Origin of the sequence: Brachybacterium sillae (assembly GCF_025028335.1) — a bacterium.
In the GTDB taxonomy this organism is placed as follows: domain Bacteria; phylum Actinomycetota; class Actinomycetes; order Actinomycetales; family Dermabacteraceae; genus Brachybacterium; species Brachybacterium sillae.
The window spans coordinates 756,669-782,345 of sequence record NZ_JAFEUW010000001.1 but is presented as its reverse complement, the minus strand read 5'-3'; the positions used below and the strand labels follow the sequence as shown (position 1 = coordinate 782,345).

Genomic DNA, 25,677 nt, shown 5'->3' with positions numbered 1-25,677 from the left:
TCGCATGACCTCTCCCGAGCGCCCGGAGCAGCAGGCGATCACCTCCCCCCGATCGGATCGGGTGCGGCGGATCGCCTCGCTCTCCGGGCGCTCGGCGCGTCGGCGCCATGGTCTGCTGCGCGTCGAGGGCCCGCAGGCCGTCCGCTCGCTCCTCGCGGAACGGCCCGACGTCGCCACCGAGCTGTTCCTCACCGACCGCGCCGCCGCCGACCACCCCGAACTGACGCGGCTCGCCCGCAGCGCCGACATCCCCCACAGGGTCGTCGGTGACGACGTGCTGCGCGCCATGGTGCGGGACGACGACGGCAGCGGCGGCATGGTCTCCCCGCAGGGCGCCGTCGCCACCGCCCGGCCCGTCGACCGCCCCCTCGACGACGCCCTCGCCGCCCTTCCCACCGGTCCCGTGTCCGTCGCCGTGCTGCACGACCTGCGCGACCCCGGCAACGTCGGCACCCTGCTGCGCACCGCCGACGCCGCCGGCGCGGCCCTGGTGATCCTTACCGCCGGCAGCGCCGACCCCCACGCCCCGAAGGTCGTCCGCGCCAGCGCCGGTTCCCTGTTCCACGTGCCCGTCGTCGTCGGCGCCGACCCCGCCACCCTTCTGGAGACTCTGCGTGGGGCGGGACTCGCCCCCGTCGCGACCAGCGGCTACGCCCCGCAGGATCTGTTCGCCGCGGCCCTGCCGTCGCGCGTGGCCTGGCTGTTCGGCAATGAGGCCCACGGCCTGCCGACCGACGTGATCGACGCCAGCGACCTCGCCGTGCGGATCCCCCTGGCGGGCCGGGCAGAATCCCTCAACGTCACCACCGCCGCCACCGTCTGCCTCTTCGAGCAGCTGCGGCGTCACCATCCCACCCCCACAGGAACGACGACCCCGCGATGACCGTCACCACCCCGCCCCCCGCCACGCCGGACGCCCCTGCGGCCCCGCCGGGCCGCGGGGGACCGCGGCTGCTTCTCCTGCCGCTGCTCGCGGGAGCGCTGATCGTCGTCGTCGCCCTGGTCGCCCTGGCCGCCACCCTCTCCGCCGCCCCGGCCACGGCCCTGGTGCCGGCGCCGGCCCTGGTCACCTGGGGAACGCCGGTGATCCGTGCGGCCCACCACCTCGGGATGCTGCTGGCCGTGGGGGCCGCCGGCACCGTCGTCCTGCTGCTTCCTGGGCCCGGAGGCCGACTGCGGGAGCATCACGCCTCCGACCGCACCAGCACCCGCTTCGTCGGCGCCGCCCGGCCGCTGGCCCGGCTCGCGGGGAGCGGGGCGCTGCTGTGGGCGCTGGCCTCGCTCACCCTGATCCCGCTCGGGGGTCTCGAGGCCCTCGGCACCGCCCTCACCCTCGGCGGACCGACCGGTGGACCCGCCGCCCCCACCGTCCCCGGGGGCGGTCCCTGGGAGGTCGCCCTCGACACCGACCTCGGTCGTATCCGCCTCGGCGTGGTGGTGCTCGCGGCCCTGGCCGCCCTGTTCCTGCTGACCGCCCGCGGCACCGTGGCCGCCTGCTGGGGTCTGGTGTTCGGGGTGCTCGGCACCCTCAGCCTCGGTCTCGCCGGGCATGCCGGCTCCAGCCTCGAGCACATCAACGCCGTCAACGGCCTGGCCCTGCACCTGCTCGGTGTCGTCACCTGGTGCGGTGGTCTGCTGGCGATCCTCTCCGCCCGGCCCCTGCTCTCCTCCGACGATCTCGCCGTGGTGGTGCGGCGGTTCTCCCCGTGGGCGCTGTTCTCCGTGGTGGTGATCGCCCTGGGCGGTCTGATCAGTGCGGTGCTGCGGATCGACGCGCCCGCGCAACTGGTCACCACCCCGTACGGGCTGCTGGTGCTCGCCAAGACCCTGCTGCTGGTGGCGCTGGCCGTACTCGGTGCCCTGCAGCGTCGGCGCCTGGGGGATGCCCTGAGGTTCCGCCACCTGGCCCTCACCGAGGGCGCCCTGATGGCGGTGGTGATCGGGCTGTCGATCGTGCTGGCGCGCACGGCCCCGCCGGTGCCGCAGACCGTCCCTGCCGTCGGAGACCTGCGTGTCATGGCGCTGGTCGGCTTCGCCCCGCCGTCCGCGCCGTTCAGCCTCGCGGCGCTGTTCACCCAGTGGCATCTGGACGCGGTCGCGTTGCTGATCGCCCTCGGCATGGCCGCGGCGTATGTGGCAGGTGTGGTGCGGTTGCGGCGACGCGGCGACTCCTGGCCCGCGGTACGTGTGGTGGTGTGGCTGCTCGGGTGTCTGGCGCTGGTGTGGGTCACCAGCGGGGGACCGGCTGCGTACGGGCACACCCGCTTCGATGCCCACATGGTGCAGCACATGGCGTTGATGATGATCGTGCCGCCGCTGTGGGTGCGCGGTGCCCCCGTCACGCTTCTCACCCGCGCCGTCGCCCCGCGCCGCGACGGCTCCCGGGGGCTGCGCGAATGGGTGCTCGCCGGGATGCACTCCGGGTATGCGCGCGTGGTGTCGACCCCGCCGATGGCGGGACTGTTCTTCGCCGGATCCCTGGTGGCGTTCTACTTCACGCCGCTGTTCGAACTGTCTCTGGCGGCCCACCTGGGGCATGTGCTGATGGTGGTGCACTTCCTGCTGGTCGGCTACCTCTTCGCCTGGGTGCTCATCGGCCTCGACCCGTCCCCGCGGGAGATCAACCCCGTCATGAAGCTGGTGACGCTGCTGGTGACGCTGTCCTTCCACGCCTTCTTCGGGGTGGCGGTGGTCTCCGCCGTGTTCCTGCTCGCGGAGGACTGGTACCGGTCCCTGGGGATGTACACCTCGGAGCAGCTGGCGCTGATCCAGGAACGCGGCGGCTCCATCATGTGGGGCGTCTCCGAGGTGCCCACCCTGGTGTACGCGATCGTGCTGGCGTGGATGTGGACCTCCAGCGACGAGCGGCGCGCGAAGCAGTGGGATCGCAAGGCCGACCGCGACGGCGAGGCCGAACTGGAGGCCTACAACCGGTACCTCGCCGGTCTGCGCGATCAGGACAGGTAGTCGCGACAGATCAGGACAGGTAGTCGCGACAGGAGACCGATGGATGACCGGCTCCGAGCGCAGTGCTCGGAGCCGGTCATCGGATGCGGTCTCTCAGACCCAGGCCGTCACCTCCGGGCCGTCCGACGTGGGGCGCCGGAGGCGCGGCGGCAGGCCCTCAGAGCCAGTCGCCGATGGCGCGGTCCCTCTCCGCCCCCATCGTGGTGTCGGGCCCGTGTCCGGTGTGGACGACGGTCTCGGCCGGGAGCGTGAACAGGCGCTCCCGGATCGAGTCCTCGATCGTCTCACGGGAGGAGAACGAGCGGCCGGTGGCCCCAGGGCCGCCCTCGAACAGGGTGTCCCCGGAGATCAGCACCCCGAGGTCCCGCACCAGGTAGCAGACCGAGCCGGGGGTGTGGCCCGGTGTCGCGATGGCCTCGATCTCCACGCCCGCGACGGTGAACACGTCCCCGTCGGTGACGTCGTCATCCCAGGGGAGATCCCCGTGGGTCAGCTGCCACACCTCCCGATCCTCCGGGTTCAGCAGCAGCGGGGCGTCCAGCTGTTCAGCGAGCTCCGGGGCGAGACGCACATGGTCATCGTGGGCATGGGTGAGCAGGATGCCGACGCATTCGCGGTCCCCGACCAGATCGGTCACGGCCGCCACGTCGTGCGGGGCGTCGAACACCACGCACTGCTCGTCATCACCGAGCACCCACACGTTGTTCTCGACCTCATGGGTCTCCCCGTCGAGGGTGAAGGTGCCGGTGGTCGTCGTGTGGTCGAAGCGGGCGGTCATGCCTGCACCTCCTGAGGGGTGTCGATGGTGACGACGGTCCGCAGCACGGAGCCGTCGTGCATGCCGTTCAGGGCGGCCTCCACGCCGTCGAGGTCGGTGGTGCCGGTGACGAAACGCTCCAGCGGCAGCCGGCCCTGCAGGAACAGATCGGTCAGGTACGGGAAGTCCCTCTCGGGCAGGCAGTCGCCGTACCAGGAGGACTTCAGGGCGCCGCCGCGGGAGAAGACCTCCAGGAACGGCAGCGTCAGCTCCGCGTCGGGATGCGGAACGCCGACGAGCACCACGCGCCCGGCGAGGTCGCGGGCCGCGAAGGCGGTCTCATAGGTGGCGGGCAGGCCCACGGCGTCGATGACGACGTCCGCACCGAAACCGTCCGTGAGCTCCTGCACCTTCGCGACGATCTCGTCGCGCTCCAGGCCCTTTGTGGACAGGGTGTGGGTGGCACCGAGGTCCTCGGCGGCCTGCAGCTTCGCCTCCTCGAGGTCCAGACCGATGATGGTGGTGGCTCCGGCGAGCTTCGCCCCGGCGATGGCGGCGCAGCCCACGCCGCCGAGCCCGATCACCGCCACGGACTCCCCGCGCTGCACCTGGGCGGTGTTGATCGCGGCACCCAGCCCGGCCATCACGCCACAGCCGAGCAACCCGGCGACCTTCGGATCGGCCTGGTCGTTCACCCGTGTGCACTGACCCTCGTGGACGATGGTCCGCTCCACGAAGGCGCCGATGCCGAGGGCCGCCTCGAGTTCGGTCCCGTCGGCGAGGGTCATGCGGCGGGAGGCGTTGTGCGTGTCGAAGCAGTACTCGGGGCAGCCCTTGCGGCAGGCCCGGCACTGGCCGCACACGGCCCGCCAGTTCAGCACCACGAAGTCGCCGACCTCGACGTGGGTGACCTCGTCACCGACGACCGCCACCCGGCCCGCGGCCTCATGGCCCAGCAGGAAGGGGTAGTCCTGCGTGATGCCACCGTCACGGTAGGCGAGGTCGGTGTGGCAGACGCCGCAGGCCTGCACGTCGACGATCACATCGTGCGGGCCCGGGTCGGGCACGACCACGTCGACGACCTCGACGGGCTGCTTCTCGGCACGGGCGATGACACCCTTCACGGTCCAGGACACGGACGGCCTCCTCACTGCGCTGCGGGGGACAGGGCAGCGCTCGACGTCGGGACGGCGCCCACTCTAGGGGGCCGACCTGCGCGGGGTCCGAGCGGCGGCGCCAGCGCAGTCGCGCCGAAGCCGCGTCAGAGTGTGGAGGGCAGCAGCCGTCCGGGAGTCCGCTCCGTGGGGTGCTCCGGGGTGACATCCCTCCAGGTGTGACGAGAGATCCGGGACCACGGTCGATGGGGAGGAGTCCCCATGCGGTGACCTGCTCCCGAGCGGGGTTCCCGCTCCGGCCCACGGACCGCCCCGGCGGCGCGTCTGCCCCACTCCTAGAATGGTGGCGCCGTCCGCGCGCCCCGCGCCGGACGCGCCCCTGCCCGCCGGACGAAAGTGAACCCCGTGTCCGAGAATCCCCCTGCCCCGGAGATCACCGAGGCGACCATGACGGCCGCCGTCGACGAGGCCCTCGCGGCCATCGCCGGCGCCACCACTTCCGCTGAGCTGAAGCAGGTGCGCATCGCCCACACCGGTGATGCCTCCGTGATCGCCACCGCGAACGCCGCGATCAAGTCCCTGCCGAAGGACCAGCGGGCGGACGCCGGGAAACTCGTCGGGCAGGCGAAGGGCCGCGTGTTCCAGGCGATCTCCGCGCGGCAGGAGGAGCTCGCCGCCGCGGAGGAGGAGGCGAAGCTGGCCGAGGAGACCGTGGACGTCACCGCGGTCCGCCCGCGGCGCAAGCGCGGTGCGAAGCATCCGTTGAAGACCCTCGAGGACCGCATCGTCGATGTCTTCGTCGGCATGGGCTGGGAGATCGCGGAGGGGCCCGAGATCGAGGCCGAGTGGTTCAACTTCGATGCGCTGAACTTCGATGCCGATCATCCGGCCCGGCAGATGCAGGACACCTTCTACATCGCCGCTCCCGAGGGGGCTGACGGGGCCTCCGGCGGGGCGCGCGGGACGAGCTCCGGCCAGATCCTGCGCACCCACACCTCCCCGGTGCAGGTGCGGTCGCTGCTGGAGCGCGGAGTCCCGCTGTACATCGCCTGTCCTGGCCGTGTGTTCCGCACCGATGAGATCGACGCGACGCACTCGCCGGTGTTCACGCAGGTGGAAGGCCTGGCGATCGACAAGGGCCTGACGATGGCACACCTGGTGGGCACCCTGGAGTCCTTCGCGGCGGCCCTGTTCGGCGGCGCGCCGATCACGCGCCTGCGACCGAACTACTTCCCCTTCACCGAGCCCAGCGCCGAGATGGACTTCCGGTGCTTCCACTGCGACGCCCGACTGGGCCTTGACCACGATGCCGATCCGGGGTGCCGCGTGTGCGGTGGCACCGGATGGATCGAGATGGGTGGCTGCGGCATGGTGAACCCGGCAGTTCTGCGCTCCGCCGGGATCGACCCCACCGAGTACCAGGGCTTCGCCTTCGGCCTCGGCATCGAACGCATCCTCATGCTCCGCAACGGCGTGGAGGACATGCGGGACATGGTGGAGGGCGATGTGCGCTTCTCCCAGCACTACGGAACGGAGATCTGACATGCCCCGCATCCCCCTGACCTGGCTCGCCGAGCACGTCCAGCTGCGCGAGGGCGCCGACACGGCCGCCGGTGTCGCCGCGGATCTCGTCTCCGTCGGCCTCGAGGAGGAGGCCATCCACCCCGCGCAGGTCACCGGGCCGCTCGTGGTCGGCCGGGTGCTCAACCTCGTGAAGGAGCCGCAGAAGAACGGCAAGACCATCAACTGGTGCCGAGTCGATGTGGGGCCCGAGCACAACGAGGCCGCCGACGACCCGAAGGATCCCCAGCCCGGTGAGGAGGTGCCCTCCCGCGGCATCATCTGCGGAGCGCACAACTTCGTGGAGGGGGATCTGGTGATCGTCTCCCTCCCCGGGACGGTCCTGCCCGGGCCCTTCCCGATCGCCGGCCGCAAGACCTACGGCCACTTCTCCGACGGCATGATCTGCTCCGGTGACGAGCTGGGCCTGGGCCCGGACCCGGCCGGGGAGGACGGCATCATCGTGCTGGGCCGAGGCCATGGTGCCGGCCTCGAGGGCGCGAAGCCCGGTGATGACGCGATCGCGCTGCTCGGGCTGGGCGACGAGGTCGTGGAGATCAACGTGACCCCGGATCGCGGGTATTGCTTCGCGATGCGCGGGGTGGCGCGCGAGTATTCGCATGCGACCGGGCAGCCGTACACGGATCCGGTCTCGCAGATCCAGCCGATGGAGGCGACCGACGGCGGTTCCATCCCCGTGCAGATCGACGATCCCGCCCCGATCCACGGCGCCCCCGGCTGCTCGCGGTTCGTGGCGATGGAGATCCACGGGGTGGACCCGCAGGCCGCGAGCCCGCAGTGGATGCGCCAGCGCCTCACCCTCGCGGGGATGCGTCCGATCAGTCTGATCGTGGACGTGACGAACTACGTGATGCTCGACCTCGGTCAGCCCCTGCACGCCTACGACGCGGAGAAGCTCGTGGGCCCCATCCTGGTGCGCCGCGCCCAGCAGGGGGAGACCCTCGAGACCCTCGATGGCACCACCCGCACCCTCCACCCGGAGGACCTGCTGATCACCGACTTCGGCGGGGAGGACGGGGCCGGCCGCGTGATCGGCATGGCCGGTGTGATGGGCGGCGCCTCCACCGAGGTCTCCGACACCACGCGGAACATCGTCCTCGAAGCCGCCACCTTCGACCCGGTCACCGTGGCGCGCACCGCCCGCCGTCATCGCCTGCACTCGGAGGCCTCCAAGCGATTCGAGCGCGGGGTGGACCCGGCCCTCCCGGAGTACGCCGTGCAGCGTGCCGCGGAACTCATCGTGCAGTTCGGTGGCGGCACGATCGACGCCCGCCGCACCGTGGTGGGTGAGGTGCCCGCGCCTGACACGATCGACTTCCCCCTGGCGGATGCGGAGCGCGTGATCGGCCTGGCCTACACCGAGCAGCAGGTGCGGGAGCCCCTGGCGATGATCGGCTGCACAGTGGAGGACGCCGAGGAGGGACTCGTGCGCGTCACCCCGCCGACGTGGCGTCCCGACCTCACCATCCGCGAGGACCTCGTGGAGGAGATCGCACGTCTGAACGGGTACGCGGCCATCCCGTCGATCGTGCCGAGGGCACCCGCGGGCACGGGGCTCACCCGGGCCCAGCGTGGCCGGCGCGCCGTGTCCCTCGCACTCGTCGAGGCCGGCAGCACCGAGGTCGCGTCCATGCCGTTCATCGGCGAAGGGGTGTTCGACCAGCTCGGCTATGCGCCCGAGGACGACCGCCGCGCAGCGGTGCGCCTGGTGAATCCGCTGGCCGAGGATGAGCCGCTGATGCGCACCGCACTGCTGCAGACCCTGCTGCCCACCGCGCGGCGCAACTTCTCCCGGGGGGCGGAGACCGTGGCGATCCACGAGATCGCCACGGCGCACACGATGGCTGACGGCCAGGGCGGCCGGGTCTCCGGCGTCTCTCCGGTGCCGTCGGCGGCGCAGCGTCCCAGCGATGCGGAGCTCGACGCCGTCCGGGCGGGCCTGCCGCGCGAATCCCGGCGCCTGGCCGCCGTGCTCGCCGGCCCGATCGCCGGTCGCGGCGGGGACCTCGGCGAGTGGGGCTGGGAGGACGCTCTCGATCTCGTGCAGCGGGCGGCCGCAGCGGCGGGCACCCGCATCGAGGTGCGCCAGACGCAGATCGCGCCGCTGCATCCGGGGCGCGCCGCGGAGATCCGCAGCGAGGACGGCACCGTGCTGGGGCTCGCCGGTGAGCTCCACCCCGCCGTGGTGAAGGCCTTCGATCTCCCGCAGCGGGCCGCTGTGCTGGAGCTCGATGTGGACGCCCTCATCGCCTCCGCACCGCTGATCGTCCCTGCGGAGCCGGTATCGACGTTCCCGCCGGCCAAGGAGGACTTCGCCTTCGTGGTGGATCAGTCGGTCCCGGCCTCGGCCGTGGAGGCCGCGATCATCGTGGGCATCGGGGATCTGCTGGAGGACGTGCAGCTGTTCGACGTCTTCACCGGCGAGCAGGTGGGGGAGGGGCGGAAGTCCCTCGCCTATGCCGTGAGGCTGCGCTCCCAGGAGGGAACCCTCACCGCCGACCAGATCGGTGCGGCGCGCGAACGCTGTGTGACCAGTGTGAAGCAGGCCGTGGGCGGCGACCTGCGCGCCTGACGGACCCGACGGGAGCGGGCCGGTCGCTCCCCGGAGCGGCCGGCCCGCGGTCGTCAGTGACGGAGGACGAGGCCGTCGGCCCCGGGCGTACGCGCGCGACAGACACGGATGCCGACTCAATATGCGCTGCCGTGTATAGTTCTGCATATGACTGTCACGCCCGCGCAGACCACCGCGGTGGCCACCCCCGCCGCGGTCGTCTCTCCGGATGCCCAGCCCGCGTCCGCGCTGCGCGTCGCCCTCGTCGGCGCCTCCGGCTACGCCGGTGGGGAGACCCTGAGGCTGCTTCTGCAGCATCCGAGCCTGCACGTCACCACCCTCACCGGGAACTCCAGCGCAGGGCGGCGACTCTCGGAGATCGCCCCGCACCTGGTGCCCGACGAGGACCTCGAGGTGCAGCCCACCACCATCGGTGCGCTGCGCGGTCACGACGTGGTCGTGCTGGCCCTGCCCCATGGCCACTCCGGGGCGGTCGCCGCGCAGCTGGAGGAGTCGGGCGATGATGCGATCGTCGTCGACCTGGCCGCCGATCACCGCCTGGAGCGTGCGGAGGACTGGCGCGAGTACTACGGCAGTGAGCATGCCGGGACCTGGACCTACGCCATGCCGGAGCTGCCTCTCGCGGGCGGTGGCCACCAGCGTGACCTGCTGGCCGGTGCCCGGCGCCTGGCGGTACCCGGTTGCAACGCCACCGCCGTCACCCTTGCGCTGGTTCCCTTGGTCGCCGCGGGCCTCGCGGATCCGCGCACCCTGCAGGCCGTCCTCCCGGTCGGCTACTCCGGTGCCGGGCGCAGCCCGAAACAGAACCTGCTGCTCAGTGAGGGCGCGTCCGGCGCCGTGCCCTACGGCGTGGGCGGCACCCACCGGCACATCCCCGAGATCCTGCAGAACCTGCGTCGCGCCACCGGCATCGACGGCGCCCTGCTCACGTTCACCCCGGTGTTGGTGCCGATGGTCCGCGGGATCCTCGCCGTCTGCACGGCCGAGGTTCCCACCGGTGTCACCACGGCGCAGGTCCTCGAGGCGCTCACCGTGGCCTACGCGAGCGAGCCCTTCGTCCAGGTGCTGCCCGAGGGGCGGATGCCGTCCACCGCGGATGTGCTCGGCTCCAACACCGTGCGCCTGGGGGCCGCTGTGGACCGACGCAGCGGCCACCTCACCGTGCTGTGCGCCATCGACAACCTCGTCAAGGGGACAGCCGGTGCCGCCGTTCAGTCGCTGAACCTAGCCCTCGGTCTGCCCGAGACCCTCGGGCTGCCGCGATCGGGGCTGCGACCCTGACCCACGCGGCTCACCCGCCCCGCGCCCCGCGACTCCCGCGCGGCACCAGCCCGCGCCACCCTCACCCGTCATCATCCCCACCTCAGGAGCTCCCATGAGCGTCACCGCCCCGCAGGGATTCCGCGCCGCCGGCGTCGCCGCCGGTCTGAAGACCACCGGCGCCCGCGACGTCGCCCTCGTCGTCAACGACGGCCCCCTGGACGTCGCCGCCGCCGTGTTCACCGCCAATCGGGTGCAGGCCGCCCCGGTGCAGTGGTCACGGCAGGCCGTGGCCGACGGGCGCGCCCGCGCCGTCGTGCTGAACTCCGGTGGCGCCAACGCCTGCACCGGCCCCGAGGGATTCGCCGACACCCACCGCACCGCGGAGCACCTCGCCGACGCTCTGCAGCTGTCCGCCCAGGACGTGCTCGTCTGCTCCACCGGTCTCATCGGCGAGCGCCTGCCGATGGACCGGCTGCTCGCGGGGGTCGACGACGCGGTGCACGCCCTCGCCGCGGGGGAGGACGCCGCGCACGATGCCGCCCACGCCATCATGACCACCGACACCGTCCCGAAGACCGCCTCCGCCCAGCTGCCCGGCGGCGCTGCGATCGGCAGTATGGCCAAGGGCGCCGGGATGCTGGCCCCGCAGCTGGCGACCATGCTGGTGGTGCTCACCACCGACGCCGTCGTCGACCACGCGACCGCCCGGCGCGCGTTGCGGGAGGCCACCCGCACCACCTTCGACCGGGTCGACTCCGATGCTTGCATGTCCACCAACGACACCGTGATCCTGTTGGCCTCCGGGGCCTCCGGCGTCACCGTCGAGGAGGAGGCCCTGATCGCGGGTCTGCGCGAAGTGAGCGCTCGGCTCGCCCGGGCCCTGGTCGCCGACGCGGAGGGCGCCGCCCACGACGTGCACGTGGTCGTCACCTCCGCCACCGAGGAGCAGTCGGCCCTGGCCGTGGCCCGCGAGATCGCCCGCTCGAACCTGGTGAAGACCGCCGTCTTCGGCAATGACCCGAACTGGGGCCGGATCGTCGCGGCCGCCGGCTGCGTCCCCGAGACCGTCGCCCCCTTCGATCCGGCGCGCCTCAGCGTGCGGGTCAACGGCGTCCAGGTGTGCCGCGACGGCGGTGTCGGCGAGGACCGCTCCCTGGTCGACATGACCCCCGCGAGACCCTCATCGAGGTCGACCTCGCGGCGGGTTCCGCGACCGCCGACATCTGGACCAACGACCTCACCCACGACTACGTGGAGGAGAACAGTGCCTACTCGTCCTGACCCCACTGCGCCCGAGAACACCACGGCCACCCGCCCGATGAGCGATCCCGCGGCGTCCGGCGAGGACCTCGTCGGGAAGAACCCGCTGGCCGCCCTGGACGACGCGCGGGCCGACGCCCGCGCCAAGTCGGAGGTGCTCATCGAGGCCCTGCCGTGGATGCAGCGGTTCCGCGGCCGCATCGTCGTGGTGAAGTACGGCGGCAACGCCATGATCGACGACGAGCTCAAGCGCGCCTTCGCCGCTGATGTCGTCTTCATGCGCTCCGTCGGCATCCACGTGGTCGTCGTCCACGGCGGCGGCCCGCAGATCTCCGCCATGCTGGAACGCCTGGGGGTGGAGTCCAGCTTCCGCGGGGGCATGCGCGTCACCAGCGCCGAGACCATGGATGTGGTGCGGATGGTCCTGGTGGGGCAGGTGGGCCGGGAGCTCGTCGGCCTCATCAACCAGCACGGCCCGTACGCGATCGGCATGTCCGGGGAGGATGCCCGGATGTTCTCCGCCGTCCGCCGCGGCACCGTCGTCGACGGGGAGGACGTGGACCTCGGGCATGTCGGCGCGGTCACCCATGTCGACGTCGAGTCCGTGCGGGACCTGCTCGAGGCCGGTCGCATCCCGGTGGTCTCCTCCATCGCCCCGGAGGTCGACGCCGACGGCATCCCGACCGGGGAGGTGCTGAACATCAACGCCGACCTGGCGGCCGCCGCGGTCGCGCAGGGCCTCGGCGCGGAGAAGCTGGTGGTCCTCACCGATGTGGAGGGCCTGTACCGCGACTGGCCCGACCGCGGCTCCCTGATCCCGGAGATCTCCGCCGCCGAGCTGCGCGCCATGCTGCCGGGCCTGACCGCCGGGATGATCCCCAAGGCGGAGGCCCTGCTCGACGCCGTCGACGCCGGGGTGCGGACGGCCGCGATGGTCGACGGCCGGATCGAGCACGCACTGTTGCTGGAGGTGTTCACGACCAAGGGCGTGGGCACCATGGTGAGGAGGGACGACTATGTCTGAGAACACGACACCCATCCCCGACATGCCCGCCCCCGACACACTCACCCCTGACGCACCCGCCCAGGATCTCCCGGGCCGCTACGTCGAGGCGATGATCCCCGTGTTCGGCACTCCCCAGCGGGTGCTGGTGCGCGGAGAGGGCAGCCGAGTGTGGGACGACGCCGGCCGGGAGTACCTGGATCTTCTCGGCGGCATCGCGGTGAACACCCTCGGCCACGCCCACCCGGCGATCGTCGGCACCCTCACCACGCAGGCGACCACCCTCATGCATGCCTCGAACTTCTTCGCCACCCCGCCGCAGGTGGAGCTGGCGGAGACCCTGCTGCAGCTGGTGGCGGCGCCTGCCGGCTCCGGAGTGTTCTTCGCGAACTCCGGCGCCGAGGCGAACGAGGCCGCGTTCAAGCTCGCGCGCCGTACCGGCCGCCCGCGGATCCTCGCCCTCGAGGACGCCTTCCACGGTCGCACCGTCGGCGCCCTGGGTCTCACCCACAAGGCCGCGTACCGGGAGCCGTTCGCCCCGCTCGCCCCCGGCGTCAGCTGGGTGCGGCCCGGGGACCTCGCCCAGCTGGAGCAGGAGCTCGCGGGCGGGGACGTCGCTGCGCTGATCGTCGAACCCATCCAGGGTGAGGCCGGGGTGGTGCCCGTCGACCCTGATTACCTGCGTGCCGCCCGCCACCTCACGCGCGACCACGGCACGCTGCTGATCCTCGACGAGGTGCAGACCGGGATCGGCCGCACGGGGGAGTGGTTCGCCCACCAGGCTCTCGGCCGTGACGGCGGGGAGGCCGTCGTCCCGGACGCCGTCACCGTGGCGAAGGGCCTCGGCGGCGGGTTCCCGATCGGTGCCCTGATCGCTCTCGGCTCCGAGGTGAAGGGACTGCTGCAGCAGGGCCAGCACGGCACCACCTTCGGCGGGAACGCCCTGGCGGCGGCGGTGGCGCTCGCCGTGCTCCACACCGTCCGCGAGGAGGGCCTCCTGCAGGCCGCCACCGAGCGCGGCGCCCAGATCGTGCAGGAGCTGCGCGGCGCACACCCGGTGATCACCGCCATCACCGGTGCGGGTCTGCTGCGGGGCGTTCAGCTCAGCGCCCCCGTCGCCCCCCGGGTGGTGGAGCTCGCGCTGGAGGCGGGGCTCATCCTCAACGCCCCCCGCCCGACCACGCTGCGTCTGGCCCCCGCCCTGACCATCACGGAGGCGGAGATCCAGCGCGCCGTCTCCGCCCTTCCGGGCCTGATCGACCGGGCCCTCGCCGAGCAGCAGCCCGCGACGGCCGGCGCGACCGATGAGAGGAGCCACTGATGCCGCGTCACTTCCTGCGCGATGACGACCTCACTCCTGCCGAGCAGAAGCAGGTCCTGCAGCTCGCCGAGCAGCTGCGCACGGACCGCTTCGCCCGTCGGCCCTATGCGGGGCCGCGCACCGTCGCGATCCTCTTCGACAAGTCCTCCACCCGCACCCGCATCTCCTTCGCCACCGGGGTGGCGGAGCTCGGCGGCTCCCCGCTGGTGATCGACGCCGGCTCCAGCCAGCTGGGTCGCGGCGAGTCGGTCGCCGACACCGCAAGGGTCCTCACCCGGCAGGTCTCCACCATCGTGTGGCGCACCTTCGGGCAGGAGCGGCTGGAGGAGATGGCCGCCCATGCCACGGTGCCGGTGGTCAACGCCCTCACCGATGAGTTCCATCCCTGTCAGATCCTCGCCGACCTGCAGACCATCGCAGCCCACACCGGTGGTCTCGCCGACGGTGACGCCGCCCTCGCGGGGCGCTCCCTCGCGTACCTCGGTGATGGCGCCAACAACATGGCGCACTCCTATCTGCTGGGAGGCGCGACCGCCGGGATGGATGTGCGCATCGCCGCCCCGGACAGCCATCGCCCCGATCCGGCGGTGGTGGAGCGTGCGCGACAGATCGCGGTGAGCACCGGCGGGTCGGTGCTGGTCACCGGTGACGTCGCGGAGGCGGTGCACGGTGTCGATGCGGTGGTCACCGACACCTGGGTCTCCATGGGGCAGGAGGGGGAGAGCGGCCGCGATGCCGCTCTGTTCGGTCCGTTCTGCGTGACCGACGAGGTGATGGCGCAGGCCGCCCCCGGCGCGATCTTCCTGCACTGCCTGCCCGCCTACCGAGGCAAAGAGGTGACCGCCTCCGTGATCGACGGACCGCGCAGCGTCGTGTGGGAGGAGGCCGAGAACCGCCTGCACGCCCAGAAGGCGCTGCTGACCTTCCTCATGGAGCATCCCGACGCCCACACCGCAGACCACGCCCGTCCCCTCGCGGTGACGTCGTCCGATCCGGCGACACCCGGAGAGGAGCCGCGATGAGCAGCCCCGACACCGGCCGCACCATCGCCCCGCTGACGAAGACCGCCCGTCAGCAGCGCATCGCCCGTCTGCTGGAGCGTCACGAGGTCGGCTCCCAGGCCCAGCTGGCGGAGCTGTTGGCCGCCGACGGTGTGGAGGTCACCCAGGCCACCCTGTCACGGGACCTCGTGGACCTGCAGGCGGAGAAGATCCGCAGTGCCTCCGGGGCTCTGGTGTACCAGGTGCCACCAGAGGGCGGCGAGGCCCGGCTGCGGCGTGGCGGTGGCGCCACGGCCGAGGTGCTCGACGCCCGCCTGGCCCGCCTCGCCCACGACGTGCTCGTCTCCGCCGAGTCCAGCGGTAATCTCGTCGTGGTGCGCACGCCGCCGGGGGCCGCGCAGTTCCTCGCCTCCGCGATCGACCGATCCGGTGTGGGCGGGGTGCTGGGCACCATCGCCGGTGACGACACCATCCTGCTGATCTCCCGCGACGCCGACGGCGGCCGCGACCTCGCCGAGCGTCTGCTCGCCCTGGCGAGCCGCGGACGCGACGGCGCCGACTGACCTCCGCGGGGCGTCGCCCTGATCACGGTGCCCCGCCCGTTCCCGCGCCGCCCCCGCGGCGCCACCGGACCGCCCTCCCGGCGGCCGTCGACCCCCACCGGGGTCGCGCCCCGGGATCCACCGACCACCCCCATCGAAGGAGCCTCACCCCATGAGCGAACGCATCGTCCTCGCCTACTCCGGCGGCCTCGACACCTCTGTCGCCATCGGCTGGATCCACGACGCCACCGGCGCTGACGTCATCGCCTGTGCGGTGGATGTGGGCCAGGGCGGGGAGGACCTCGAGGTCGTCCGGCAGCGCGCCCTGGACTGCGGCGCGGTGGAGGCGTACGTCGCCGACGCCCGCGACGAGTTCGCCGAGGAGTACTGCATGCCGGCGCTGAAGGCGAACGCCCTGTACATGGATGCCTACCCGGTGGTGTCGGCCCTGTCCCGCCCCGTCATCACCAAGCACCTGGTGAAGGCCGCGAAGAAGTACGGTGCCGGCACTGTGGCCCACGGCTGCACCGGCAAGGGCAATGACCAGGTGCGCTTCGAGGTGTCGATCACCTCCCTGGCGCCGGAGCTGAAGTGCATCGCCCCGGTGCGCGACCTCGCCCTCACCCGTGACAAGGCCATCGACTACGCCGAGCGCAAGGGCCTGCCGATCGCCACCACCAAGCACAACCCGTTCTCCATCGACCAGAACGTCTGGGGTCGCGCCATCGAGACCGGCTACCTCGAGGACATCTGGAACGAGCCCACCAAGGACGTCTACAACTACACCGACGACCCGGCGTTCCCGCCGGTGGCCGACGAGGTCGTCATCAGCTTCGAGCAGGGCATACCGGTGGCGATCGACGGTCGGCCGGTGACCCCGCTGCAGGCCGTGCAGGAGCTGAACCGTCGCGCCGGCGCACAGGGCATCGGACGGATCGACATCGTCGAGGACCGCCTGGTGGGCATCAAGTCCCGCGAGGTGTACGAGGCGCCCGGTGCCATGACCCTCATCGCCGCCCACCAGGAGCTGGAGCGGGTCACCCTGGAGCGTGAACAGGGCCGCTTCAAGCGGCAGGTCTCCGACCGGTGGACCGAGCTGGTGTACGACGGCCAGTGGTTCTCCCCGTTGAAGCGCTCCCTGGATGCCTTCATCGAGGACACCCAGCGGTACGTCACGGGCGAGATCCGCATGAGCCTGCACGGCGGCCGGGCGACCGTGCTGGGCCGTCGCTCCCCGTCCAGCCTGTACGACTTCTCCCTCGCCACCTACGACGAGGGCGACACCTTCGACCAGTCGCAGGCCAAGGGCTTCATCGAGATCTACGGTCTGGCCGCGAAGCAGGCCGCTGCTCGGGACGTGGCCTTCGGCAACGGCGCGGATCTGGGGGTGGAGTCCTGATGGCGGGACGCACCGCCCTGTGGGGAGGTCGTTTCGGATCCGGCCCCGCCGCGGCGCTCGCGGACCTCTCCCGCTCCACCCACTTCGACTGGCGTCTCGCGCCCTACGACCTGCGCGGCTCCCACGCCCACGCCAACGTGCTGCATCGCGCCGGGTTGCTGGATGCCGACGAGCTGGAGCGGATGCACCGGGCGCTGGAGACACTCGAGGCCGATGTCGCCTCGGGCGCGTTCAACCCGGACCCCGGGGACGAGGACGTGCACACCGCCCTGGAGCGCGGACTCATCGACCGGGCCGGCCCGGAGCTCGGCGGGAAACTGCGCGCCGGCCGCTCCCGCAACGACCAGATCGCGACACTGCTGCGGATGCTGGTGCGCGACGAGTCCCGTCGGATCGGCGGCATGGTGCTGGACCTGGTGGATGTGCTGCGGGAGCGCGCCGAGGAGGCGGGGGAGGCGCCCATGCCGGGTCGCACCCACCTGCAGCACGCCCAGCCGGTGCTGCTGGCCCACCACCTCCTGGCGCACGCCTGGCCGCTGCTGCGCGATGTCGAACGGCTGCGGGACCTTGATGCGCGGGCCGCACTCAGCCCCTACGGCTCCGGTGCGCTCGCCGGGTCCTCGCTGGGTCTGGACCCGGAGGCCGTCGCCGCGGAGCTCGGCTTCGCCGGGTCGGTGTGGAACTCCATTGACGGCACGGCCTCCCGTGACATCGCCGCGGAGTTCTCCTTCGTGCTGGCGATGATCGGCATCGACCTGTCGCGCCTGGCCGAGGAGATCATCCTGTGGAACACCAAGGAGTTCGGGTTCATCACCCTCGACGACTCCTACTCCACGGGCTCGTCGATCATGCCGCAGAAGAAGAACCCCGACATCGCCGAGCTCGCCCGCGGCAAGGCCGGCCGGATCATCGGCGACCACGTGGGCCTGCTGGGGACGCTGAAGGCCCTGCCGCTGGCGTACAACCGGGATCTGCAGGAGGACAAGGAGCCTCTGTTCGACCAGGTCGACTCGCTGGCGCTGGTGCTGCCCGCCTTCACCGGGATGATCGCGACCCTGGTGTTCCACACCGATCGTATGGCCGACCTGGCACCCCAGGGGTTCTCCCTGGCCACGGACATCGCCGACCACCTCGTGCGGCGCGGGGTCCCGTTCCGTGTCGCCCACGAGGTCTCCGGGGCCTGCGTGCAGCGCGCCGAGGCCGCGGGCAAGGAACTGTGGGACCTCACCGACGAGGAGTTCGCCGAGATCTCCGAGCACCTCGATCCGAGCGTGCGGGAGGTGCTGTCGGTGGCCGGTTCCATCGGCTCCCGCACCGCGAAGGGCGGCACCGCCCCATCGGCTGTCGCCCAGCAGCGGGAGGAACTGGCGCGACAGACCGCCCGGCTGCGCGAGCACATCGGGGCACCCACGACCGCCTGACCTGAGACCATGGGGGCAGCGGCCCGGCCGGGCCGTCCCCGTCGAGGAGAGGACCCACCGTGACACAGACCGTTCTGGACGAGCTCGACTGGCGCGGACTCGTCGTGCAGACCACCGGGCGCGACGCGCTCGCGGAGGCTCTCGCCGCCGGACCGGTCTCCCTGTACTGCGGGTTCGATCCCACGGCCGGGTCGCTGCACGTCGGTCACCTCACCCAGGTTCTCACCATGCGGCGGTTCCAGCTGGCGGGGCACCGTCCTGTCGCGCTGGTCGGCGGCGCCACCGGTCTGATCGGGGACCCCCGCATGAGCGGAGAGCGGGTGCTCAACGACGAGGAGGTGGTGGCTGGCTGGGTCGAGTCGCTGCGCACCCAGATCAGCCGCTTCCTCGACCTCGAGGGACCCAGCGGCGTGCGCCTGGTCAACAACCTCGACTGGATCGGCCGCATGAGCGCGCTCGACTTCCTGCGCGGTGTCGGGAAGAACTACCGCATGGGCACGATGCTCGCGAAGGAGACGGTGGCCCGACGCCTCGCCAGCGACGAGGGCATCTCCTACACCGAGTTCAGCTACCAGATCCTGCAGGGCATCGACTTCCTGGAGCTGTACCGGCGCGAGGGTGTCACCCTCCAGTACGGCGGCAACGACCAGTGGGGCAACCTGCTCTCCGGCGTGGACCTGGTGCGCAAGACGGAAGGCGTGGACGTGCACGCCCTGACCACCCCGCTGGTGACGAAGTCCGACGGCACCAAGTTCGGCAAGAGCGAGCGCGGGGCCGTGTGGCTCGACCCGGACCTCACCAGCCCGTACGCCTTCCACCAGTTCTGGCTGAACTCCGCCGACGCCGACGTGGTGAAGTATCTGCGCTTCTTCTCCTTCCGCTCCCGGGAGGAGATCGAAGCCCTCGAGGAGCAGACACGCACGGAGCCGTTCCGTCGCGCTGCGCAGCGGGCCCTGGCCGATGAGATGACGGAGCTGGTGCACGGCGCCGACGCGGTGCGGCAGGCCACCGAGGCCGCAGCCGTGCTGTTCGGCAGGGGGGACGTGCGGGCCCTTGACGCGGACACTCTGCGGGCCGTGGCAGCGGAGCTGGGTGTGATCGAGGCACCCGGCTCCATGACCCTGGCGGATGCCGCGGTCGCTGCGGGGGTGGTGGAGTCCAAGAGCGCGGCGCGCCGGGCCGCTCAGGACGGTGGCCTGTCGGTGAACGGCGAGAAGGTCGCTGCGGCGGCCCTCGAGACCCCGCTGGAGCAGGTGGACGCCCTCGCCGAGGGGCACGTGCTGCTGCGCAGGGGCAAGAAGAACGCCGGCATGGTGCGACGGGTCGGCTGACAGTCGCGGTGGGTCGGCCGTTCCGCTCCACGGGTCAGCCGTTCCCAGCGAGGCCGCATTCCCACCGCGGCGCGGAGGATGCGGGCCGCAGATACCCCCACAGGACGGCGCCGTGTGAGCCGCCGCTCAGTTCCAGGTCACACGGTGCAGAACATTCGCCGATCAGCGACCAACACAGCCGGCTGACCTGCAGAAACGCCTCGTACGACGGCGTGAACGGAAGGATGCGAGCAGTTTGACGGGCACTCCCCGGGGGCCGTAATGTTTCTACCCGTCAGCTGCTGAGGGCGAGGATCGGAAGACCGCCCCACGGGGATCCCACCGGAAACCACCGGGGCGGAGCACGGCCTGAAACGCTCGGCAGCTGACGCGGCTCCTCGGAGTCGCCCGCGGATCAGCGGAACCGGTTCGCCCAGCGGACATGGTGACGCGGGTCACGGAAAACGGAGTGGACATCGGCTCCGGAGATCTGCTACAGTAGATCCCCGTGCCGGAGAGATTCCGGTCCGAGCGGGACCGGTTCGCCGGCCCGGAACGAGCCCCCAAGGGGCCCCACCATGTGGGACCCTGACGGTGTGCGCGTGTTGCTTGATATCTCAATAGCGTGTCTGTTTGTTGATGCCAAATATTTTGTTTGGCAGTGAGGACAACAGCAAGTTTTTGCTGGTTGTTCGTATCTGCCGGGATCTTCGGATTCCATAGGTTTTTATGGAGAGTTTGATCCTGGCTCAGGACGAACGCTGGCGGCGTGCTTAACACATGCAAGTCGAACGGTGACGGTGGAGCTTGCTCCATCTGATCAGTGGCGAACGGGTGAGTAACACGTGAGTAACCTGCCCCCCACTCTGGGATAACCTCGGGAAATCGGGGCTAATACCGGATATGAGTCTCCACCGCATGGTGGTTGCTGGAAAGTTTTTCGGTGGGGGATGGGCTCGCGGCCTATCAGTTTGTTGGTGAGGTAACGGCTCACCAAGACGATGACGGGTAGCCGGCCTGAGAGGGCGACCGGCCACACTGGGACTGAGACACGGCCCAGACTCCTACGGGAGGCAGCAGTGGGGAATATTGCACAATGGGCGAAAGCCTGATGCAGCGACGCCGCGTGAGGGATGACGGCCTTCGGGTTGTAAACCTCTTTCAGCAGGGAAGAAGCGAAAGTGACGGTACCTGCAGAAGAAGCGCCGGCTAACTACGTGCCAGCAGCCGCGGTAATACGTAGGGCGCAAGCGTTGTCCGGAATTATTGGGCGTAAAGAGCTTGTAGGTGGCTTGTCGCGTCTGCCGTGAAAATCCAGGGCTCAACCCTGGACGTGCGGTGGGTACGGGCTGGCTAGAGTGTGGTAGGGGAGACTGGAACTCCTGGTGTAGCGGTGAAATGCGCAGATATCAGGAAGAACACCGATGGCGAAGGCAGGTCTCTGGGCCATTACTGACACTGAGAAGCGAAAGCATGGGGAGCGAACAGGATTAGATACCCTGGTAGTCCATGCCGTAAACGTTGGGCACTAGGTGTGGGGAACATTCCACGTTTTCCGCGCCGTAGCTAACGCATTAAGTGCCCCGCCTGGGGAGTACGGTCGCAAGACTAAAACTCAAAGGAATTGACGGGGGCCCGCACAAGCGGCGGAGCATGCGGATTAATTCGATGCAACGCGAAGAACCTTACCAAGGCTTGACATGCACCGGACAGCTGCAGAGATGTGGCCTTCTTCGGACTGGTGCACAGGTGGTGCATGGTTGTCGTCAGCTCGTGTCGTGAGATGTTGGGTTAAGTCCCGCAACGAGCGCAACCCTCGTTCCATGTTGCCAGCGGGTAATGCCGGGGACTCATGGGAGACTGCCGGGGTCAACTCGGAGGAAGGTGGGGACGACGTCAAATCATCATGCCCCTTATGTCTTGGGCTTCACGCATGCTACAATGGCCGGTACAAAGGGTTGCGATACTGTGAGGTGGAGCGAATCCCAAAAAGCCGGTCTCAGTTCGGATTGGGGTCTGCAACTCGACCCCATGAAGTCGGAGTCGCTAGTAATCGCAGATCAGCAACGCTGCGGTGAATACGTTCCCGGGCCTTGTACACACCGCCCGTCAAGTCACGAAAGTCGGTAACACCCGAAGCCAGTGGCCCATCCTCGTGAGGGAGCTGTCGAAGGTGGGATCGGTGATTGGGACTAAGTCGTAACAAGGTAGCCGTACCGGAAGGTGCGGCTGGATCACCTCCTTTCTAAGGAGCATCACCAAGATTGGTGGCCTCGTTCCTTCCCGCGTGTGGAAGGCGGGGTTGCTCATGGGTGGAACATCAATGAATGGGCGCTTGGCCGGTGCCTCCGGTCTCGTCTAGTACGCCGCTTCGGTGGTGGGAACGATGGGTGGGGGTGCTGGTTGCAGGTGGAGACACGCTATTGGGTTGTGAGGCTGCACGCGGCCTTCGGTCGGCTGGTCGTCCTTCGGGGTGGCTGGTGGGTTCCGGGGGTGTGTGGCTGGTCCTCGCTTCATGGTGCTGCCGGATGGTGGTGTTGTGGGGTGTGGGGTTGTTCTTTGAGAACTGCATAGTGGACGCGAGCATCTTGTAAGCAATATGTGTCTTTGTGTGTTGCCTAAGTTTATAAGGGCGCACGGTGAATGCCTGGGCACGAGGAGCCGACGAAGGACGTAGGAGCCTGCGATAAGCCTCGGGGAGGTGGCAACCGACCTGTGATCCGAGGATGTCCGAATGGGGAAACCCACCAGGAGTCATGTCCTGGTACCCGCCACTGAATGTATAGGTGGTGTGGAGGGAACGCGGGGAAGTGAAACATCTCAGTACCCGCAGGAAGAGAAAACAACAGTGATTCCGTGAGTAGTGGCGAGCGAAAGCGGAAGAGGCTAAACCTGGTCTGTGTGATACCCGGCAGGGGTTGCAGGCTGGGGGTTGTGGGACGTGTCGACCATCTCTGCCGGGGTGGTGACGTGATCGCGCAGTGGTAGTCGAAGTCGTGGTGAGTGCGACGGCAGAGAGGGTGTGACCCCCGTAGACGAAACTTCTGTGCAGCGTGATGCTGTTCCCGAGTAGCACCGGGCCCGTGAAATCCGGTGTGAATCTGCCAGGACCACCTGGTAAGCCTAAATACTACCTCGTGACCGATAGCGGACAAGTACCGTGAGGGAAAGGTGAAAAGTACCCCGGGAGGGGAGTGAAATAGTACCTGAAACCGTGCGCTTACAATCCGTCGGAGCCTTACAGGGTGACGGCGTGCCTTTTGAAGAATGAGCCTGCGAGTTAGTGGTCGGTGGCGAGGTTAACCCGTGTGGGGTAGCCGTAGCGAAAGCGAGTCTGAACGGGGCGTTCAGTCGCCGGCTCTAGACCCGAAGCGAAGTGATCTATCCATGGGCAGTGTGAAGCGCGGGTAAGACCGCGTGGAGGCGCGAACCCACTTCAGTTGAAAATGGAGGGGATGACCTGTGGATAGGGGTGAAAGGCCAATCAAACTTCGTGATAGCTGGTTCTCCCCGAAATGCATTTAGGTGCAGCGTTGCGTGTTTCGTGCCGGAGGTAGAGCACTGGATAGGCGATGGGCCCCACCGGGTTACTGACCTTAGCCAAACTCCGAATGCCGGTACGTGAGAGCGCAGCAGTGAGACGGTGGGGGATAAGCTTCATCGTCGAGAGGGAAACAGCCCAGAGCATCAGCTAAGGCCCCTAAGCGTGTGCTAAGTGGGAAAGGATGTGGAGTTGCTGAGACAACCAGGAGGTTGGCTTAGAAGCAGCCATCCTTGAAAGAGTGCGTAATAGCTCACTGGTCAAGTGATTCTGCGCCGACAATGTAGCGGGGCTCAAGTACACCGCCGAAGCTGTGTCACTCGGTTCGTCCGGGTGGGTAGGGGAGCGTCGTGCAGGCAGTGAAGCTGCGGGGGAACCCAGTGGTGGAGACTGCACGAGTGAGAATGCAGGCATGAGTAGCGAAAGACGGGTGAGAAACCCGTCCGCCGATTGATCAAGGGTTCCAGGGCCAGGTTAATCCGCCCTGGGTTAGTCGGGACCTAAGGCGAGGCCGACAGGCGTAGTCGATGGACATCGGGTTAATATTCCCGAACCGATTGGATGAGGACCCATACCGAATCATGTGATGCTAACCATCCGAACCTGCTCCGTCGCCTTCGGGTGATGGTTGTGGGGGAGCGTGGGAACCGAATGTGTAGTAGGTCAGCGTGTGGGATGACGCAGTGAGGTAGCTTCCGCGGATTCATGGATTAATCCGTCCAAGCGAGCAGCCCGCGCACCGGTAATGCGGTGCCGTATGGGGTGAGACGTGATGGGGAGCCGTTCAGGGAAGGTGAGTGATCCTGTACTGCCGAGAAAAGTCCCTGCGTGACAATTCCAGTCGCCCGTACCCGAAACCGACTCAGGTGATCAGGTAGAGAATACCGAGGCGTTCGAGAGAATCGTGGTTAAGGAACTCGGCAAAATGCCCCCGTAACTTCGGGAGAAGGGGGGCCTGAGCAGTGAGAGCTGTGAGGGCCGCAGAGACCAGGGAGAAGCGACTGTTTACTAAAAACACAGGTCCGTGCGAAGTCGTAAGACGCTGTATACGGACTGACGCCTGCCCGGTGCTGGAAGGTTAAGAGGACGGGTCAACCCTTCGGGGTGAAGCTCAGAATTTAAGCCCCAGTAAACGGCGGTGGTAACTATAACCATCCTAAGGTAGCGAAATTCCTTGTCGGGTAAGTTCCGACCTGCACGAATGGCGTAACGACTTCTCCACTGTCTCAACCGCGAACTCGGCGAAATTGCATTACGAGTAAAGATGCTCGTTACGCGCAGCAGGACGGAAAGACCCCGGGACCTTTACTACAGTTTGGTATTGGTGTTCGGAACGGCTTGTGTAGGATAGGTGGGAGACTGGGAAGCATGGACGCTAGTTCGTGTGGAGTCGCTGTTGAAATACCACTCTGGTCGTTCTGGATTCCTAACCTCGGTCCGTGATCCGGATCAGGGACAGTGCCTGATGGGTAGTTTAACTGGGGCGGTTGCCTCCTAAAAAGTAACGGAGGCGCTCAAAGGTTCCCTCAGCCTGGTTGGCAATCAGGTGTTGAGTGTAAGTGCACAAGGGAGCTTGACTGCGAGACAGACATGTCGGGCAGGTGCGAAAGCAGGAACTAGTGATCCGGCACCTCATTGTGGAATGGGTGTCGCTCAACGGATAAAAGGTACCCCGGGGATAACAGGCTGATCTTGCCCAAGAGCTCATATCGACGGCATGGTTTGGCACCTCGATGTCGGCTCGTCGCATCCTGGGGCTGGAGTTGGTCCCAAGGGTTAGGCTGTTCGCCTATTAAAGCGGTACGCGAGCTGGGTTTAGAACGTCGTGAGACAGTTCGGTCGCTATCCGCTGCGCGCGTTGGATATTTGAGAAGGCCTGTCCCTAGTACGAGAGGACCGGGATGGACTGACCTCTGGTGTGCCAGTTGTTCTGCCAAGGGCATGGCTGGTTGGCTACGTCGGGAAGGGATAACCGCTGAAAGCATCTAAGCGGGAAGCCTGCTTCAAGATGAGATATCCTTGCCACCTTGAGTGGTGTGAGGCCCCCAGTAGACCACTGGGTTGATAGGCCAGATGTGGAAGCGCAGTAATGTGTGGAGCTGACTGGTACTAATGGCCGATGACTTATCAACACTTTTGCGTGTTGCTGTGTGCTCGCGTTCACTGTGCGGTTCTCGGGGAGCAATCCCGGGCCGCTTGCCGGGGTTCTTTTGGGAGCTTGGGTGGGTGGTGTGGGGGCTGGTTTAGGTCTCGTCGTGTTACGGTGGTCATAGCGTCGGGGAAACGCCCGGTTCCATTCCGAACCCGGTAGCTAAGCTCGACAGCGCCGATGGTACTGCACTCGGGAGGGTGTGGGAGAGTAGGACGCCGCCGGACATCTTCATGGTGGGTCGGGAGTTCCCGGTCCTGGTCACGGGCCCCTTTTTTGTGGGGGTGTGTGGTCGGGGTTGGTTGAGCTCCCGGCCCACTCTTTTTTTTGTGCCTGCTGCCGTCCGGGGTGGGGTGGGGATTCGGGGATGCTCTCTCGCGGTTTCCACGCCGCGCAGCCGGTGCGCGCGCCAGCGTTCCAGGTGTCCTGGCCAGGGCAGGTAGGCTGGGGTTGCCCTGCCGGCCCGCCGGCCCCC

General features: G+C 68.7%; 14 protein-coding genes, 3 rRNA genes and 1 pseudogene. 16 read left to right on the top strand and 2 right to left on the bottom strand.

Annotated features, from left to right (window positions below):
* Positions 1-4 precede the first annotated feature (4 nt).
* The gene (locus tag JSY14_RS12385; protein WP_285892243.1) at positions 5-883 is read left to right on the top strand and encodes a TrmH family RNA methyltransferase; all 879 of its coding nucleotides are present in this window, start codon (positions 5-7) and stop codon (positions 881-883) included.
* Positions 880-2,967, top strand: a complete 2,088-nt coding sequence (locus JSY14_RS03465) for a bifunctional copper resistance protein CopD/cytochrome c oxidase assembly protein (protein ID WP_259557364.1) — start codon at positions 880-882, stop codon at positions 2,965-2,967. Before JSY14_RS12385 ends, JSY14_RS03465 begins: the two co-directional genes overlap by 4 nt.
* A 157-nt stretch (positions 2,968-3,124) precedes the next feature.
* On the opposite strand, the gene JSY14_RS03460 is transcribed toward JSY14_RS03465, so the two are convergent.
* Positions 3,125-3,745 carry an MBL fold metallo-hydrolase gene (locus JSY14_RS03460; protein ID WP_259557363.1) on the bottom strand — a complete coding sequence of 207 codons (621 nt, stop codon included), beginning with the start codon at positions 3,743-3,745 and terminating at the stop codon, positions 3,125-3,127.
* Positions 3,742-4,860 (bottom strand): S-(hydroxymethyl)mycothiol dehydrogenase, encoded by a 1,119-nt coding sequence (locus tag JSY14_RS03455; RefSeq protein ID WP_259557362.1) that lies wholly within the window; start codon positions 4,858-4,860, stop codon positions 3,742-3,744. Before JSY14_RS03455 ends, JSY14_RS03460 begins: the two co-directional genes overlap by 4 nt.
* A gap of 384 nt (positions 4,861-5,244) precedes the next feature.
* Here JSY14_RS03455 and pheS point away from each other — a divergent pair, with 384 nt between their 5' ends.
* From pheS to rrf, 14 genes and pseudogenes are all read left to right on the top strand, one after another.
* Positions 5,245-6,381, top strand: a complete 1,137-nt coding sequence (gene pheS / locus JSY14_RS03450) for a phenylalanine--tRNA ligase subunit alpha (protein ID WP_490715677.1) — start codon at positions 5,245-5,247, stop codon at positions 6,379-6,381.
* 1 nt (position 6,382) lies between these two features.
* Positions 6,383-8,992, top strand: coding sequence for a phenylalanine--tRNA ligase subunit beta (gene pheT / locus JSY14_RS03445; RefSeq protein ID WP_259557361.1), 2,610 nt, complete (start codon positions 6,383-6,385; stop codon positions 8,990-8,992).
* Between the two features lie 147 nt (positions 8,993-9,139).
* Positions 9,140-10,273 carry an N-acetyl-gamma-glutamyl-phosphate reductase gene (gene argC / locus JSY14_RS03440; RefSeq protein WP_259557360.1) on the top strand — a complete coding sequence of 378 codons (1,134 nt, stop codon included), beginning with the start codon at positions 9,140-9,142 and terminating at the stop codon, positions 10,271-10,273.
* Between the two features lie 94 nt (positions 10,274-10,367).
* Positions 10,368-11,536, top strand: a pseudogene (argJ, locus tag JSY14_RS03435) (bifunctional glutamate N-acetyltransferase/amino-acid acetyltransferase ArgJ).
* A 37-nt stretch (positions 11,537-11,573) separates the two neighbouring features.
* Positions 11,574-12,539 (top strand): acetylglutamate kinase, encoded by a 966-nt coding sequence (argB, locus tag JSY14_RS03430; RefSeq protein WP_259557359.1) that lies wholly within the window; start codon positions 11,574-11,576, stop codon positions 12,537-12,539.
* A complete protein-coding gene (locus JSY14_RS03425; RefSeq protein WP_432803597.1) occupies positions 12,532-13,839 on the top strand; it encodes an acetylornithine transaminase in 1,308 nt (435 codons plus the stop codon). The genes argB and JSY14_RS03425 overlap by 8 nt, the downstream gene beginning before the upstream one ends.
* Positions 13,839-14,861: an ornithine carbamoyltransferase gene (argF, locus tag JSY14_RS03420; RefSeq protein WP_259557358.1), complete on the top strand. Its 1,023-nt coding sequence runs from the start codon at positions 13,839-13,841 to the stop codon at positions 14,859-14,861. The genes JSY14_RS03425 and argF overlap by 1 nt, the downstream gene beginning before the upstream one ends.
* Positions 14,858-15,403: an arginine repressor gene (locus JSY14_RS03415; RefSeq protein WP_259557357.1), complete on the top strand. Its 546-nt coding sequence runs from the start codon at positions 14,858-14,860 to the stop codon at positions 15,401-15,403. Before argF ends, JSY14_RS03415 begins: the two co-directional genes overlap by 4 nt.
* 151 nt (positions 15,404-15,554) lie before the next feature.
* On the top strand, positions 15,555-16,781 hold the full coding sequence (locus JSY14_RS03410) for an argininosuccinate synthase (protein ID WP_259557356.1): 1,227 nt from the start codon (positions 15,555-15,557) through the stop codon (positions 16,779-16,781).
* Positions 16,781-18,202 carry an argininosuccinate lyase gene (argH, locus tag JSY14_RS03405; protein WP_259557355.1) on the top strand — a complete coding sequence of 474 codons (1,422 nt, stop codon included), beginning with the start codon at positions 16,781-16,783 and terminating at the stop codon, positions 18,200-18,202. The genes JSY14_RS03410 and argH overlap by 1 nt, the downstream gene beginning before the upstream one ends.
* Positions 18,203-18,261: 59 nt before the next feature.
* Positions 18,262-19,533 carry a tyrosine--tRNA ligase gene (tyrS, locus tag JSY14_RS03400; protein ID WP_259557354.1) on the top strand — a complete coding sequence of 424 codons (1,272 nt, stop codon included), beginning with the start codon at positions 18,262-18,264 and terminating at the stop codon, positions 19,531-19,533.
* 705 nt (positions 19,534-20,238) lie between these two features.
* Positions 20,239-21,757, top strand: a 16S ribosomal RNA gene (locus JSY14_RS03395).
* A 370-nt stretch (positions 21,758-22,127) separates the two neighbouring features.
* Positions 22,128-25,185, top strand: a 23S ribosomal RNA gene (locus tag JSY14_RS03390).
* Between the two features lie 127 nt (positions 25,186-25,312).
* Positions 25,313-25,429, top strand: a 5S ribosomal RNA gene (gene rrf, locus JSY14_RS03385).
* The 16S, 23S and 5S rRNA genes sit together here, the layout of an rRNA operon.
* Positions 25,430-25,677: the final 248 nt, after the last annotated feature.